The organism is Polynucleobacter sinensis, assembly GCF_001595985.1.
Lineage (GTDB): Bacteria > Pseudomonadota > Gammaproteobacteria > Burkholderiales > Burkholderiaceae > Polynucleobacter > Polynucleobacter sinensis.
The window spans coordinates 1-15,134 of record NZ_LOJJ01000004.1 but is presented as its reverse complement, the minus strand read 5'-3'; the positions used below and the strand labels follow the sequence as shown (position 1 = coordinate 15,134).

The window sequence follows — 15,134 nt, the reverse complement described above, 5'->3', positions numbered from 1 at the left end:
ACATGCCAATTGGCGATTACCCAGGATCAACCCAGGCTTGTCCGCCACGTGCGCGCTGAGCGGTCAGGAGTGCTTGGCAGCAGCGGAAAACACGTTTGCGGCGGGGTACCGACACATTACGGCGTCGCTGTGTTGGTCATCTCAAACGCGGCTGCGGGTAGATTGCAGCGATTGGCATGCTGCGGAGTGCCGCAGAAAAAATGGAAAACGACCTGCGCGTGAATAGGCTCCGCTGTACCAGTTACCACTGGAATCTGTAGCAGCTAGTCAAGTGAGTTCGCGCAGTGCCAAAAGCGCACCCGCACTGAACAGCAGCCAGATCAGCAAGCGTCTGAACTGCTGGTCAGAAAGCCTGCGAAAAACGGCAATGCCAATCTGAGACGAAACAATCGTGGCGGGTAACGCAATAGCCATCAGGATCAATGTCTCTCGCGTGTAATACCCCTGCCAGGCAAAAATCCCGACCGCGATCCCGAGGATCACCACGTTGTAAGGACGCAGTACCGCGCTCGTCTCCCCTTTGGTCCAGGGTTGCATGGCGCACCACATGGTCGGTAACGCGCCCGAAAGCGAAGCCGCTCCCCCAAGGAAGCCACCGCAGAAGCCAACCAGAGCGTCTGTCTTGGGCATGGGTCGCTCCAGATGAGGCAGTGATCGGCGAAATGCGAAGAAAGCCCCATAGAGCAGCATGAAACCGGCGATCACCAATTTCAGCAGTGGCGCGCTGATGAATTCCAGGGTTGCAGCGCCGATCGGTATGCCAACCAGAGCGGGCAACAGAAAGCGCGGGAGGCGCCGGGTGCCGCTTCCCAACTCGCCTCGGATAAACCACAGGCTTTGAACACCACTGACCACGGACATCGCTGCCACGATGGAGACGGCCTGCCAAGGCGGCATGACCTGCAGCCATATGCCAAGGGACAGCAAGGCAGTGCCGAACCCGGCGAGGCCATTGACAAAGCCGCCAGCAGCCGCGCCAGCCAGTAGGGAAAGAACGAGTTCGAGCGACATCTCAGGGCGCCATCACTGAATAAAACCGGGGGAAGCGCGCGCCCAAAGTGGGCCGCGAAGTAGCAAAAGGCATGACCTGTCGATGTCTCCTAAGCCTTGTTGATGCCCAATTTTCGCCTTAAAATGGTAGGAGCAATCATACCAATTTCTCGGTGAGATACCTACCAATTGTTCAAGCACGCCCAACTCGAATCTGTCAAAGCCTGGATAGGTGACCCGGCTCATGGCGCCCTGTCGCTGCACGCCCGCATTCAGCGTGCGATCCGGCAATTGATCCTGGACGGCGCGTTGGAAGTCGGTCGGCCCTTGCCCGCCTCGCGGGCGCTTGCACAGTCGCTGGGCGTTTCGCGGGACACAGTCGAAGCCGCGTACAGCCAATTGCATGCGGAGGGGTTCATCGACCGGCGAGTGGGTAGCGGCAGCTTCGTGTCGGAACGGGCACAGGTGCCTCCGAGGCGAGGCACGAGCCAGCGGGTAAAGCTGCACCGTGAATCACCACGTCTCAGCCAGCGTGGGGCCGCAATCTTCCAGAACGGCGGTGTACGCGAGGCCCTGATACCGCGCCCCTTCGCGCCGGGGGTGCCAGAGACGCGAAGCTTCCCGTTGCAAACGTGGGAGCGGCTGCAGCGTCAGGTGTTGAAGGAACATGGAACGCTTGCCCTGACACACAGCCATCCGCAGGGTGTGGAGGCACTGCGTCGGGCCATCGCGGATTACGTCAACCTCGAACGTGGAGCCCGTGCCACACCTGATCGCATATTGGTATTGACCAGTTCGCAACAGGCGTTGTCGCTGTGCGCCACTGTGCTGCTCGATGCAGGGGACCGGGTCTTTATCGAAGATCCCGCCTACCACGGCGCGCGTCGTGCCTTCGACGCTGCGGGCCTCGAATCCGTGCCGGTGCCGTTGGATGCCCAGGGGATTCGGATCGAATCATTGCAGAACGCGGCGCAACCCGCAAAAGCGATTTTTCTGACCCCATCGCACCAGTTCCCGACTGGAGCCACGCTTGCGCTTGACCGACGGCTTGCAATCATCGAGTGGGCACATAGGAACCAAGCCTGGATCATCGAGGACGACTACGACAGCGAGTTCCACTACGCCGGCAAGCCGACCGCATGCGTGCAAGGTCTCGATGCGCACGACCGGACCATTTACATCGGCACATTCACCAAATCCATGTTTCCGGGCCTGCGCATCGGCTACATGGTGCTGCCATCGCAGCTCGTCGCGCCAATGACAGTGGCCCGCACGCTGCAGGACGGCCATAGCGCCTCCATCCCGCAGTTGACGCTGGCGCGGTTCATGGAGGGCGGACACTTCGGCTCGCACGTTCGGACCATGCGCGGCGTCTATGCCGAACGACGCGACGCTCTGGAACTGCTTGTCCGCAAACACCTGGCCGACTTCGTGGAACCGAGGGTGCCCAATGGCGGCATGCAAATGCCCTGTGTCTTCGTGCGCGACATCCCGGAGCGGGAGGCCATTGATACCGCACGCCGTGCCGGCATCGACTTGCTGGGGCTGACACCTCTGCATGCGTCGAGCAAGCATAAGGCCGGTTTTCTCATGGGGTTTGCCGCTTACGCCCCGAAGGAGCTGGAAATCGCGGTCAAGAAGCTCGCCAATGTGCTTCGCGCACTGGATCGGTGACTCACAAGGATGTCCACATGGCTTCGTCATCAAACGGGCTGCTGGCCCAGGTCTCTACCGCCCACCTGGTCAGTCACCTGCACATCATGGCGGTGCCCGCCATGTTGCCGTTGCTGCCAACCGCGATGCAGGTCAGCTTCGTCGAGCTGGGGATCGCAATCGGCGTGTTCAACATCGTGTCAGCCCTGGTGCAAGCCCCACTCGGGTTTCTTGTCGATCGCGCTGGGGCGCGACGGATGCTGTTGGCCGCGCTGGCGCTCGGTTCACTGAGTTTCTCACTGCTTGCCATCTTCCCAACCTATCTTTGCCTGCTCGTAGCAATGGGACTGGCCGGGTTGGCCAACGGCGTTTACCACCCCGCCGATTACTCATTGCTGTCGCGGGGCATCGTTCCCGAAAGAATGGGGCGGGCCTTCTCCATTCACACCTTCGCGGGATTTCTAGGTGCGGCTCTCGCACCGCCGCTGATGGTGGGCGCTGCGCTGGCCTGGGAGCCGCGCTGGTCGTTTGCCATCGCCGCCGGGGCCGGGCTGGTCGGGCTGTTCGTCGTGGGACTCGGCTCGCCAGAACCGGCAAAGGCAGCAAGCCCGACGGCCACCGAAAAGGCCAAGGTGAGAGCCAGGCCGTTGACCACACCGCTGGGAACCCTGGCCGTCCTGACACTGCTGTTCGCCATGCTCAGCCTCAGCACTGGTGCCATCGAAAAATTCTCTGTCTCCGCACTGGTCCAGGGGTTCAACGTCACGCTACCGGCTGCCAACATGGCGTTGACCGTCTTCATGTTCGCCAGCGCCTTCGGTGTGCTGGCAGGCGGCGTGCTTGCAGACCGAACGGACAAGCACGGCTACCTGGCTGCGGGTGCATTCGCGTTGGCGGCGGTCTTCGTTGTGATCGTCATCGGCCTACCGCTGCCACCGCTGCTGCTGGCCCTGGCGCTGGGGGCGATTGGCTTTTTGACCGGAATCGTGGCGCCGTCGCGTGACATGCTGGTGCGTGCCGCTTCGCCGGCTGGGGCAGAGGGCAAGACGTTCGGCATCGTCTCCACCGGATTCAATGTCGGGGGTGTCATCGGGCCGGTTCTGTTCGGTTTCCTGCTCGACCGCGGGTTAGCCAGCGGCGTGCTCTGGGCTTCCGTCTGCTTCATGGTCATCACCACGGTGATCGTGCTCGTCCAGGAGCGGCACAGTGCCGCTAAACCCGCACTGGCTGCCCACTAGCAGCCACCCAAGAAAATCAAAGGAGATATTCATGAGCCATCCGAGCATTTCCCAAAAACGCGCGGCATTCCGCGCACTACATCAATCGGGCTGTTTCGTGCTGCCAAACCCGTGGGACGCCGGCAGCGCCAGTGCGCTGGCCAGCCTCGGCTTCAAGGCATTGGCAACGACCAGCTCGGGCTACGCCTGGTCTTGTGCGCGGGCAGACGGACAGCTTTCCCGTGATGAAACCCTGGCGCACATGCGCTACATGGTCGAGGCCTCCGACCTGCCGATCAATGCCGATTTCGAGAGCGGGTTTGCCGACACGCCCGAGGGCGTGGCCGAGAGCGTGCGCATGGCGGTCGAAACCGGCGTGGCAGGCATCTCCATCGAAGATTCGACAGGCGACGCGCAGGCACCGCTGCGCAGCCTGGCTGAATCGGTCGAGCGGATGCGCGCGGCACGCGCTGCGATTGACGCCACGGGCGGCGAGGCCTTGCTGATCGGGCGCGCGGAGAACTTCTTCGTGGGCCGCCCCGATCTCGACGATGCCATCCTGCGGCTGAAGGCTTATGCGGATGCCGGAGCGGATTGTCTCTACGCACCCGGTATCAAGACACGCGAACAGATCAGCGCGGTGGTCGCGGCGGTTGCACCCAAGCCGGTGAATGTGCTCAGACGCCAGGCCCGATTGTAATTGGTCATCATGCGGAACTTACGGGTGGGTTTTCGTCTTGGGGGTACTGGCATGATAAGTGCGCAAAAAAAGCGGTGGACATTATTAATGCACAAGGCGGTATTTCAGGGCGCAAGGTTGAATTGGTGACTGAAGATTCAGAATCTAATCCCGCAACAGGCGCCAGAAAATTACGCAACCTAATACAGCGTGGAAATGCTGAATTTATTACAGGATCTGTTCATTCTGGCGTGATGCTTGCCTCTATTCCGATTGCAACTGAGTTGAAAACCCCATATTTCTCAACAGGAGAGGCTACTGAGGCAACTGGCTCAAAGGGTACGAGATACAGCTTTAGGACCGGTAGCGATACTTATTCGCTCTCAGCAGCTGGCGTACCCTGGGCAATGGAGAATCTTGGAAAGAAATGGTGTGTGATTTATGCAGATTATGCTTGGGGTCAAAGCCACTTTGCGGAATCTAAAGCGGTCGTAGAGAAGAATGGTGGATCAATTACTAAGAATATTCCAGTGCCTCTTGATGCAAAAGATTTGGTGCCTTATTTGACTCAAATTCCACCAGATACCGATGTAGTGTTTTCAATTTTCTTTGGCCCGTTAGCAGTTGCTTACTATACTCAGGCAAAGTCAATGGGCTTGGATAAGAAGCACAAGTTGTATTCTGTAAATGGAACAATGGAAGCAATTGATCCGGTGGCTATGGATGGTGCGGTAGAGGGCGTATATATCATCGAGAATTTCCCTAGAAATGCAAAATACAAAAATGATGCATTCCATAAGGAATTTATTAAGCTGACAGAAATTGATGATGTATATGCTAGGGAAAAAGGGTCGAGTCGCGTAATGGCGAAGTCTCATTGCTGGCAGGCCTGGGAAAATATTTTTGCAATTAAGGCTGCGATTGAGGCTTCTGGATATAAGGCAAGAAAAGATGTCCAAGGGGCAATTGAAGCTCTCGAGGGAATGGCGCTTAAAAATTCATTAGGACACCCCGAGGGAGATAAGATAATTCGCAAGGAGGACCATAGCGGAATCTTGGATCACTATATTAGCCGTATTGAAAATGGTAAGTACGAGGTTAAGAAAAAGGTGTCAAAAGAGGAGTTGGCGAAAAATCTACCCGTACGATTTAACCTAAATACTCAACCTGTATAAAAGTATTAAAGGCCGCAGTCTATTCTGCGGCCTTTGTATTGATAATATGAGTTATAAATTAATCGCCTTTGATGCCTATGGGACACTATTAGATGTTTATTCCATGGGGCAGTTGGCCGAGGAATTGTTCCCTGGTCGGGGCCAAGAACTTTCATTAATGTGGCGCGATCGCCAGATTGAATACACTCGGCTCGTTACGATGAGCGATCCTAATCCTTTGGGCAGTAAGTATTACCTTCCATTTTGGGATATCACTGTTCTTTCTTTGCGGTATGTTTGCAAAAGAATGGATTTGGATCTCAGTCCCGAAAAAGAGGCGCGTTTACTTGATCAGTATGCAAAGTTAACGACTTATGAAGATAGCCTTAAGGTTCTAAAAGTAATTAAAGAGAGAGATCTTTCTACGGCAATTTTATCTAATGGAAATAAAGGTATGCTCTCAACGGTTGTTCGCAGCAATGGTCTAGAGCCCCATCTGGATAAAGTGGTTACAGTGGAATCGGTTCGTTTGTTCAAAACTGCACCGCAAGCTTATGAATTACTTTTAAAAGAGTTTCCGGTCAAGAAAGAGGAGATTCTATTTGTATCCAGCAATGCTTGGGATGCATTAGCGGCTAGATGGTTTGGCTTTGACGTATTTTGGGTTAATCGCCTCAATCATCCATTCGAAGAGATTGGCGATAGGCCAAATTATGAAGGCAAATCATTGACTGAGGTGCTTGAAGTGCTGTGAATAATATTTTTGTCTCCTGACCTTATGCCGCCTTAGGGCGGTTTTTTTTATTCAATCTTGGAGAACTTTAAATTTTAACTAACAGGTCTTTATTGCTGTGCACGTTGCCCTTATAGCCCCGAGGATCTCTTTGGCCCCTAATTTCTTCCACGGCTTTGTCGAGATCAAATGTTTCTGAGCCTAAGTAATATTTAATAAAGTTTCTAAAGTCCTGAATGTATAGCTCTTGTTCTTCCTTGGAGTTCTCGGTAAGGCTAAATAGTGTGGCGTATGAAATGGGATGGCCATTATTTGTGTTTCCAGGAAATATATGTTCATTAAGGAAATCCATTTCCAATTTTTTTGTGAAATGCGCATGTTTTTTGGCTAAATTAGGATGGAGATCAGTCAGCGTACGATCAAGTATTTCAATGATTTCAGTATTAACTATTCCAAAATTGATTAGGAGCCATAACAATTGATTTAGCATTTCAAAGTTGCTATTTGGCTTAATTGCGTAGCGCGGATCTGGCATATGTATTGGCCCCATCAAGTTTTATTAATTCTTTGTCAGATTGTGGCAGATCTGATTAGAAATGCTATATGAATCTGCAAGATTCCCCTACTTAATTTTATTGAGGGCAAGATAATGCATGGGTAGCACCTTCATTCACGCTTAACTGTTTGATGGAAAAAATCAAGAGCTCTTTCTGTTTGCAAGGTATTTAACGCCAATGGGGCCATACTTTTCGGAGTGTGGCTGTTGAAACACTAGGTGAAATACATCATTTATCCCATAGGTTGATTTGACGCCTTCAATATCTATCTCAATAGACCCTTCAACTACTAGGGCATAAACCTCAAAGTCATGCCTATGTAAATCAAGTCCTTTATTTGGCTCTTGTTCTACAAGGGTGGGGTCTGGAAATTTTTTCTCCTCAAGAAGCTCTAAAAATTCTTGTTTATCCATAAAAGCCTTTCTGTTTTCTATTGCCTTCTGGGCCGCTCCAGTTGATGCCGCATTTATTGCTCAGCTATTGTTCTTTAAGAATATTGCTGTTACCGGTGGTTTATTAGTATTGGCTTCATCAGGCGCTGGTTCAATTAGCATTGATGGCCGCAAGGCAAAAACGGAGTAATTTCTTAAGCGTTACTTAAAGTAACGCTTATAAATCTTCAAAAAAGTACTTTGGAGCAACGAGGTGTTAGATGGTTGTTCCAAAATATCTTTGGTTTTGAAAACCAAAGACCGAGAGGCCACTTCCTTTAAATCCACGAATTTGCTTACACATTTGCTTACACACCGACACTGACCACCCGCAGACCCCCTGTTTATATGGCTCTAACATGGGCTTCTGCTCTCATAAGAAAGAAGCCCAAGGGGTCTTGTAACAAAGACCTCAATAGATTCAAGAGGTTAGTGGTGAATTAGGTAGTCAAAATTGCTTACACACCGCTTACACATCGACAAGTTTTTCATGGTGTGTAGTAAATGCGGTTTTTATGTGGTTTTAAGTAGTAAAGCACCCCTCAAAAGGTGTGTAGTAAAAATAGTTTTAGGGCCTATAGCTCAGTTGGTTAGAGCAGAGGACTCATGGCGTAAGTTGTGCCATATACGTGGAAACTGTATATGGGATGGTGTCAAATTCGGAGAAAGCTAAAGGTAGCCAAAAGCTGCACAAGCTAACGCCGAGCCAAGCTTCAGTATGAAAGTGCTGTTGAAGGTGTAGAGACTAGACGGCACCCACCTAAGTTCAGAAATGAATACGGTGAAGGCATAGTCCAGGGAGTTAGGAAACTAACACAAACCGGAATCCTTTGGTCCCAGGTTCAAGTCCTGGTGGGCCCACCAGTAAAGCAAACCCTCATCAGTAATGGTGGGGGTTTTGTCTTTTGAGCGTTACTTTAAGTAACGCTTATTGGCTGACGATTAAATTCGAGGCCTCAAGGGCTTTTCTGTCACCTCTTCCGCCAAGTCAATAGGTATTACAAGGGTTTGTAGAGATACAACACCCTTGTTACCAAAATCGTTACCAAGAACCACCTTCGGGTGGTTTTGTATATCTAGTGGGTTAGGCAGGATTCAATCTCGCGACCAACGAAAAAGACGTCTAATGTGTTTAAAGATTGTTCTAAAACCATATAGAAGATAGTGTGACGTAGGCGGGTGGTCTTGTGAATTGAATTTAGTTGCAGTGCGGAAGCTGATTTGAGCTAAAGCTGGTCGCCGTGTAAACCAACATTTATAGCAGTCAAGTGTCTCGGTTTTCGACACTTGGTACCGGCAATTAAATGGTTTGCTCAATTACATGGAGTATGCAAAGGTATTAATCAATCTCAAATTGAATGACAAAAGTGTCAGTGAAGCAAACTATCTATTAATGAGATAGACCGGGGTCAATAGCTCTAGTCGGTTTAGGAACAATCCAAATAACAAATGCAGAAGCCACTAAAAGAATGGCAATATCAAACATAATTTGGTTAGTCGCTAGCATTACACTTTGATCACTAACGATTTTCTCAAGCATCCCAAGAGCCATATCCTGTGGAACTCCTTGGTCGATAAATTGACTAACAAATGATTGATCCGAGTCGATAATTCCAACTAATTCAGCCCTGTTTATTGTGACACTGTCTTCCCAATATGAGGTTGCTACTGAGGTTGCAATAGCGCCCGCAAGTGTGCGCATAAAGTTCATCAAGCCAGCCGCAGAATTTGTTTCCTCTTCTTTTACGCTGCTTAAAGCAACAGCGGTAGAGGGTATAAAGAAAAATGGCATTCCTAAGCCCAAAAGCATTAATGGTATGCAAATACTCCAATAATCCATATCGGTAGAAGATATGGCGCGAACTCCAATAATCGCGCCTATCCAAATCACGCCAAAAAAGACAAGAATTCTTGGATCATACTTGGTGGACATTGCGGCTACCCCAGGGGCAATAAGGAATGCAGTAATTCCTACCCATGCAGTGGCGGTACCAGAGTTTGTTGCTGTGTATCCCATGATGCTTTGAAGCCAAAGCGGGGTTAATACATTTGCGGCAAAAAATCCGGCAAAAGTAAGAGAAATTGTCAAGACAGCGGCAGTAAATCCTCGATGTCTAAAAATCCGGATATCCACAATAGGGTGCGTTTCAGTAAGCTCCCAAATTAAAAAAGCAATAAACCCTATAAAAGAGATGATTGCAAGCGAAATAATTATTTTTGATGAAAACCAGCCCAGATTTTTTCCTTCATCTAGCATGATTTGTAATGCTCCAACCCAGATAACCAGCAGTGCAAAGCCAACTATGTCAATAGGATTGCGAACAATGGCTGTTTCATATTTTTCAAGAAGTTTCCAACATAAATACGCGCAAACTAATGCAAACGGAACATTAATAAGGAAGATCCAATGCCATGTGTAGTTATCGCAAATCCATCCTCCAAGGATTGGCCCGAGCACAGGCCCTACTAAGGTAGTCATTGCCCAGATGCCAGTTGCGGCCGCAGCTTTTTCTTTTGGAAAAATTCGCAATAAAAGTGTTTGAGACAAGGGCATTAAGGGGCCTCCTGCCATACCTTGAAGCACTCTTGTAAGCACTAAAAATTCTAAAGATGTAGCTAGGCCCGCTAAGCCTGAAAAGAGTCCAAAACCTAGCATTGCAATAACAAATACCCTAACGGAGCCATATCGTGCAGTAAACCACCCCGTTAGAGGGACGGTAATTGCTTCCGCAACAGCGTATGAAGTGATAACCCATGTTCCTTGGGTTGGGGTGACACCTAGGCTGCCGGCAATATTCGGAATAGAAACGTTAGCAATTGTCATATCTAAGATGGCAATTAGATTTGCCATTGACAAAAGTACAGCGGCCAGTATTAAGCCCCCACCAGTGAGGGGCCTTTCAAATTGTTGATCCTTTTCCATTAATTTTCGCGAGTATCAACTCGTGCGGTCATCGAAACGCCTACGCTTAGCGGATGCGCTTTTAGTTCAGCTGGATCTAAGCGAATTCTGACGGGTATTCGTTGTACCACCTTAATCCAATTGCCTGTGGCGTTTTGTGCTGGAATAGTTGCAAAAGCTGCCCCAGATCCACCCGAAAAGCCATCTACAACACCGCTATAAATTACATTGCCCCCATAAAAATCGGATGTCAGTTTGACTTTTTGACCAACTTTGATCTTTGCTAGTTCACTTTCTTTAAAATTGGCATCAACATGCATTTTCTGTAAGGGAACAACAACCATGGCTATGGTTCCTGCACGAATTCTTTGGCCAATTTGCGCTTGCCGCTTAGCAACCACGCCGTCGATTGGTGATTTAATCGTAGTGCGCTCAAGATTTAATGTTGCTTCACGCAGACTTGCACTAGCTAAAGCCAAATCATTTTCGGAGCGTGTTAGCTCCTCTGCGGAGACAGATCCTGACCCCATAAGAGCTTTGCGCCGGTCGTTATCAATTTTTGCGCGCTCAAAGTTTGCTTTAGCCTTATCAAATACTACTTGTATATCTCTTGGGTCAATTTCAATCAAAATATCACCCGCATGAACAGTATTGGTGTCAACAACATTGATTGCCTTAATTGTTCCATCAATCTCGGGTGTTATTTGAGCAATTTCAGTGGCGGTATACGCATTGTCGGTGCTTACATATCGCAAACCGTACGTTAGCCAATAAATTACAAAAATAATTCCAGCTATAAGAATAAATCCACCCAAAATTACAAACATCTTGTTTCTCTTGGAGAGCTTGCTAATGCTTAATTTACTTTTAATCATGAAGAATTTGATCCTAAAGTTTTAAATTATTGTGAATTTGGTGCGTTGACTGTTTGATACCCGCCACCTAATGCGCTTATCAAAGCGATATCGAGAGATAAAGCACGGGAACGAACATCAGTTTGAATGCGCCAACTCGTTAGCAATTCATCTTCCGCTACTAGTACGTCAAGATAGTTTGACAGTCCGCCTTTATAACGATTAGTAGCTACTGATAATCCAATCTTCTGCGCCTCAGCTGCTTTATCTGCGAGGTCAATTTGTGTCTGCAGCTGCTTTAGTGCGGCAGCAATATCTGCTACTTGATTGAGAGCCTGAATTAGCGTCTTCTCATAATTGTTAACAGTTTCATCATGCTCTGCTACCGACATATTCAGATCTGCTCTAAGTCTGCCACCCAGAAAGATTGGCAAATAAATGGCGGGACCCGCGCTGCTGATGTACGAGCCTGGATCAAAAAGTCTATTAATGCCCGAGGATTGATAGCCTGCAAGTGCAGAAATACTAATATTCGGATAAAAAGCTGCCTTACGTTGCGCTATGCGGCTTTCAGATGCTTCCACTTGCCATCTTGATGCAACTATATCCGGGCGTCTTCCAATAAGGTTAATGCCAATATCAGTAGGTAAAGCAAAATTGACATTTTGTTTTATGGAAGGCAGCGTGATTTTGAGGCCGCGATCAGGGCCGGCTCCTGCCAGTGCAGCCAGGCGATTCCTAGTTTCTGCGATACGAATTTCAATCTGCACTAGTTGATTTTCTGTTAAGTGCATTTTCCCCGCAGCCTGATTTACAGAGCCAATATTTTCCAAGCCTTGTTTGTATCTTTCTTTGAAAAGGTCAAATGTCTTGGTTCGAATCCTTAATGCTCTCTCTGCTGTGCTTTTATCAAAGGCTAGACGTGTTAAGTCTGCATAGTTTGAGGCAATAGAGGTGGTGAGCATTAGCTTCGCTTGAGCTAGCTCGGCCATTCTGACCTGACTTTCAGAAAGTGCGGCGACTAATGCGGCACGATTTTTGCCCCAAAAATCGATTTCCCAATTAAAGTTAAGTGTGGTTTGGCCATAATAATTCCAACCGCTGGGTGTAAATGCGGGAGGAATAATGTAATTTGAGCTCAGTTCTTGACCAAAAACCTGACCATTGGCTGTAATCTGGGGATATAAAATCGAGCCGACTGCCTCAGAGCCTGATTCTGATCTGCGTAAACGTGCCTGAGCAATTCTTAGGTCGGGAGAGCCTGCTAGGGCCTCTTCCATCAGCTGATTAAGTTGAATGTCCCCATATTTTTCCCACCATTTATCAGTTGGCCAGTTAGCTTCAGGGGCCTGGAAAGATTGGGTGCTTTCAAACGAGTTAGGATCGACACCATTTACTCTAGGGTCGATTTTTGGGAGTCTGGCGCACCCGCTTACGATAAAACTGGCAATAAGTAGAGCTGCACAAATACCAAAATGGCGTTTTTTATGCATGGTGGGCCTCTACAATTTTGTTCAGGGCATACGTAACTTGCTTAATTTCACTATTGGACAATATGGAGCGGATAAACACACCTGACATGTCTGCGAGATGGCGCATAACCTTAGAGATGTAGCGATTGCCAGCCGCGGTTAACCTAACCGGTTTTACTCGGCAGTCATTCTTGTTAACAAATCTTTTTATCATTCCTTTTTGTTCTAGCATCAGAATTATCTTAGTTAGCCCTCCGGAAGTGATCAAAACGCGGTCTTGAATTTCACCCGGGGTGAGTTCATGAGGGTTTTCAGAATTACGTAGGGTAAGTAGCACATCAAACTCTGCTGGTGTTAGTCCATATTGCCCCCAGATTTCACGAGCCTTAATATTTGCAACCTTGTGGGCAATTTCAAGGCTGAGAAACATAGGTACAACCAGGGGATCATGCTGAATGGCCCAATCAAATAGTTTTTTGTTTTCCATGATGTCCCTAGTGTAAAGGTTTACTAATTATATCTATCTTTCTAGAAAGATAAATTGTAAACACTTTTTTATTAATTGGTATGATAGATTTCTAAATTTAATTAAATTACGTCATTCCACCCCTAAATTAGATGTCTGACTTTTCTGGTTTTAGTCCAAAAGCTTTCAAGTTTTTTGAGGAGCTTACCAACAACCAAAATAGGGTGTGGTTTTTGGAGCATCGTTCGGACTACGAAGAGTATGTTCGTGAACCTATGAAGTCCTTCACAGAGGCTTTATCGGAAAGCCTTGCTAACAAAGAAATTCCAATATGGGGTGATCCTAAGCGATCTCTTTTTAGAATCAATCGAGATGCTCGATTCTCAAAAGCCAAGCATCCCTACAATATGCATGCTAGCGGCTTATTCACGAGAACTGGTGATAAACATTCACCTGGAGTTTTATACTTCCGTTTAGATCCTTTGGGCATTAGATGTGCTGCAGGATACTTACAGCCCGAAGCTCATATTTTGAAAAAACTTAGACGGGGAATATTGGACAATCCAGCAGCTTGGATATCCTTAGAAAAATCCCTTAAAAGAAAGGGTTATGAGCTTGATTATTCCTATACGTTGACCCGGATACCTAGAGGTTTTGAGAATGTGTCTGTGGAGGTAGAGCGAGCTATTAAGTTAAAGGGGTGGATTTGATGTGGCGGCAATAGCCATTGGCGGGTACGAGCCCAGATGGTTTATGAAAGAATCTCACCTCAATCCTTCAGAGGCAATACAGGTAATGAAAGATGTTAAGGCTAAGTCTGCCATTGGGATCCATTGGGGAACCTTTGATGGTCTTAGTGATGATTCTCTTGATCAAGCGCCTAAAGATTTAGAGATTGCTAAAAAATCCTCAACAGAGCCCTTAGACTTTATTGTGCTGAAACATGGTCAAACTTGGATAAATAAGAAATAGGCCCTAGGCTCCAGTCGATTCTGCCTCGGGCCTCCTGGTGATGATCAAACCACCTTTGGGTGGTTTTTTGTCTGATTGGGCGAAATCAAACTCGCAATCAACGGCTTGTAAGTCTGCAAGCGGAGGAATGTTCCGCCAATGCCTGCTTAAATGATTGAGCTGCTCCATACGTATTGTCGGTTGGAATAGGTGGCACAATCGACCTCCTAGAAACAGGTTCAAGTCCTGGTGGGCCCACCAATGAAATCAACGACTTAGGGAGAAATTCCTAAGTCGTTTTTCTTTCTGTACCACAAGGTATGTAAGCAATCTCCACACATCTTCCAGTGCAACCCCAATAGATATATAGATCTGCCAATGGGGCAATAAACTACTTGTAGATTGTTGTGTTTAGTTGCTATGGATATGTACTTGGATAAGGTTGAAGTTCATTATATATTAATATATAATGAACTATCGTCACAAAAGTGAAAAAAAGACCAAAAGTAGCGGCAAGTGCTAATTGACTTAATCACCCCTTCGACAATTAAAGGGAGCATGATCAAAAGATAGGCATCTTATATTCAAGTACATTAATGGCTCAAAAAAATGAATAGCACCATTAAATTAAAAGAACTCTTAAGTTCGCTTCTGCTCCGAATGCGTGAATTGGACATTACCCGCCGTCAATTACTGATGGGTCTCACACTCACATTTTTATTGGTCGTATTTGGATTTGTTGTTCTAAATTCTGGGCCTTTAGCATCCACTAAAGTCACGACCATTAAAGTCAGCGACCAATCGCTTGCGCCTACACTATTTGGAGTAGGAACAGTTGAAGCGAGGCGGTCTTACTTGATGGGGCCGGTAGTTGCTGGACGCGTTTTAAACGTGTATGTGGATGTGGGTAATTCGGTTAAAGAGGGGCAATTACTTGCCGAGATGGATTCTATTGATTTGAGCCAGAAAATGGTTGCTGCTCAGGCACAAGTGACTGATGCAAAGGCACGTTTACTATTAGCTTCAGAAACGCATAAGCGTTATGTTGAATTGGGTAATAAGAACTTTATCAGCC

At 48.0% G+C, this 15,134-nt stretch carries 15 protein-coding genes and 1 pseudogene; 9 read left to right on the top strand and 7 right to left on the bottom strand.

The genetic code is table 11. The annotated features are described in order from the left end of the window. Positions 1-267 precede the first annotated feature (267 nt). A complete protein-coding gene (locus AOB49_RS07105; protein WP_041111032.1) occupies positions 268-1,011 on the bottom strand; it encodes a sulfite exporter TauE/SafE family protein in 744 nt (247 codons plus the stop codon). 168 nt (positions 1,012-1,179) lie between these two features. Between AOB49_RS07105 and pdxR the strand changes: the two genes are divergently transcribed. The 5 genes and pseudogenes from pdxR (at position 1,180) to AOB49_RS07080 (ending at position 6,447) form a co-directional block, all read left to right on the top strand. Beyond that, positions 1,180-2,664 carry a MocR-like pyridoxine biosynthesis transcription factor PdxR gene (gene pdxR / locus AOB49_RS07100; protein ID WP_041111034.1) on the top strand — a complete coding sequence of 495 codons (1,485 nt, stop codon included), beginning with the start codon at positions 1,180-1,182 and terminating at the stop codon, positions 2,662-2,664. Positions 2,665-2,681: 17 nt separating this feature from the next. Continuing rightward, a complete protein-coding gene (locus AOB49_RS07095; protein WP_041111036.1) occupies positions 2,682-3,881 on the top strand; it encodes an MFS transporter in 1,200 nt (399 codons plus the stop codon). A 31-nt stretch (positions 3,882-3,912) separates the two neighbouring features. Further along, positions 3,913-4,539: pseudogene (locus AOB49_RS07090) on the top strand (isocitrate lyase/PEP mutase family protein); the annotation flags it as partial. Beyond that, the gene (locus AOB49_RS07085) at positions 4,455-5,714 is read left to right on the top strand and encodes an ABC transporter substrate-binding protein (RefSeq protein WP_082784094.1); all 1,260 of its coding nucleotides are present in this window, start codon (positions 4,455-4,457) and stop codon (positions 5,712-5,714) included. The pseudogene AOB49_RS07090 and the gene AOB49_RS07085, both read left to right, overlap by 85 nt. Positions 5,715-5,760: 46 nt before the next feature. Further along, on the top strand, positions 5,761-6,447 hold the full coding sequence (locus AOB49_RS07080; protein ID WP_062309423.1) for a haloacid dehalogenase type II: 687 nt from the start codon (positions 5,761-5,763) through the stop codon (positions 6,445-6,447). A 67-nt stretch (positions 6,448-6,514) separates the two neighbouring features. Here the strand turns inward: AOB49_RS07080 and AOB49_RS07075 are convergent, their stop codons facing one another. Both AOB49_RS07075 and AOB49_RS12155 read right to left on the bottom strand, forming a co-directional pair. Then, a complete protein-coding gene (locus tag AOB49_RS07075; RefSeq protein ID WP_062309421.1) occupies positions 6,515-6,961 on the bottom strand; it encodes a hypothetical protein in 447 nt (148 codons plus the stop codon). 162 nt (positions 6,962-7,123) lie between these two features. After that, positions 7,124-7,396: a cupin domain-containing protein gene (locus AOB49_RS12155; RefSeq protein ID WP_062309418.1), complete on the bottom strand. Its 273-nt coding sequence runs from the start codon at positions 7,394-7,396 to the stop codon at positions 7,124-7,126. Between AOB49_RS12155 and AOB49_RS12390 the strand changes: the two genes are divergently transcribed. Further along, positions 7,341-7,565 carry a hypothetical protein gene (locus AOB49_RS12390; RefSeq protein ID WP_216634694.1) on the top strand — a complete coding sequence of 75 codons (225 nt, stop codon included), beginning with the start codon at positions 7,341-7,343 and terminating at the stop codon, positions 7,563-7,565. The genes AOB49_RS12155 and AOB49_RS12390 overlap by 56 nt on opposite strands. Before the next feature lie 1,239 nt (positions 7,566-8,804). Here the strand turns inward: AOB49_RS12390 and AOB49_RS07065 are convergent. Genes AOB49_RS07065 through AOB49_RS07050 form a run of 4 tightly spaced genes read right to left on the bottom strand, consistent with a single transcriptional unit; the run spans position 8,805 to position 13,129 of the window. Continuing rightward, a complete protein-coding gene (locus AOB49_RS07065; protein WP_062309416.1) occupies positions 8,805-10,337 on the bottom strand; it encodes a DHA2 family efflux MFS transporter permease subunit in 1,533 nt (510 codons plus the stop codon). Then, positions 10,337-11,191: an HlyD family secretion protein gene (locus tag AOB49_RS07060; protein ID WP_062309414.1), complete on the bottom strand. Its 855-nt coding sequence runs from the start codon at positions 11,189-11,191 to the stop codon at positions 10,337-10,339. The genes AOB49_RS07065 and AOB49_RS07060 overlap by 1 nt, the downstream gene beginning before the upstream one ends. A gap of 26 nt (positions 11,192-11,217) precedes the next feature. Further along, positions 11,218-12,663 (bottom strand): efflux transporter outer membrane subunit, encoded by a 1,446-nt coding sequence (locus AOB49_RS07055; RefSeq protein ID WP_062309413.1) that lies wholly within the window; start codon positions 12,661-12,663, stop codon positions 11,218-11,220. After that, positions 12,656-13,129, bottom strand: a complete 474-nt coding sequence (locus AOB49_RS07050) for a MarR family winged helix-turn-helix transcriptional regulator (RefSeq protein ID WP_062309411.1) — start codon at positions 13,127-13,129, stop codon at positions 12,656-12,658. The genes AOB49_RS07055 and AOB49_RS07050 overlap by 8 nt, the downstream gene beginning before the upstream one ends. A gap of 131 nt (positions 13,130-13,260) precedes the next feature. Between AOB49_RS07050 and AOB49_RS07045 the strand changes: the two genes are divergently transcribed. From AOB49_RS07045 to AOB49_RS07035, 3 genes are all read left to right on the top strand, one after another. Next, positions 13,261-13,818 (top strand): DUF2461 domain-containing protein, encoded by a 558-nt coding sequence (locus AOB49_RS07045; protein WP_062309409.1) that lies wholly within the window; start codon positions 13,261-13,263, stop codon positions 13,816-13,818. Between the two features lie 43 nt (positions 13,819-13,861). Further along, the gene (locus AOB49_RS07040; protein ID WP_062309407.1) at positions 13,862-14,080 is read left to right on the top strand and encodes an MBL fold metallo-hydrolase; all 219 of its coding nucleotides are present in this window, start codon (positions 13,862-13,864) and stop codon (positions 14,078-14,080) included. A 588-nt stretch (positions 14,081-14,668) separates the two neighbouring features. Further along, the coding region (locus tag AOB49_RS07035; RefSeq protein WP_156471363.1) for an efflux RND transporter periplasmic adaptor subunit at positions 14,669-15,134 on the top strand (466 nt) is incomplete at its 3' end.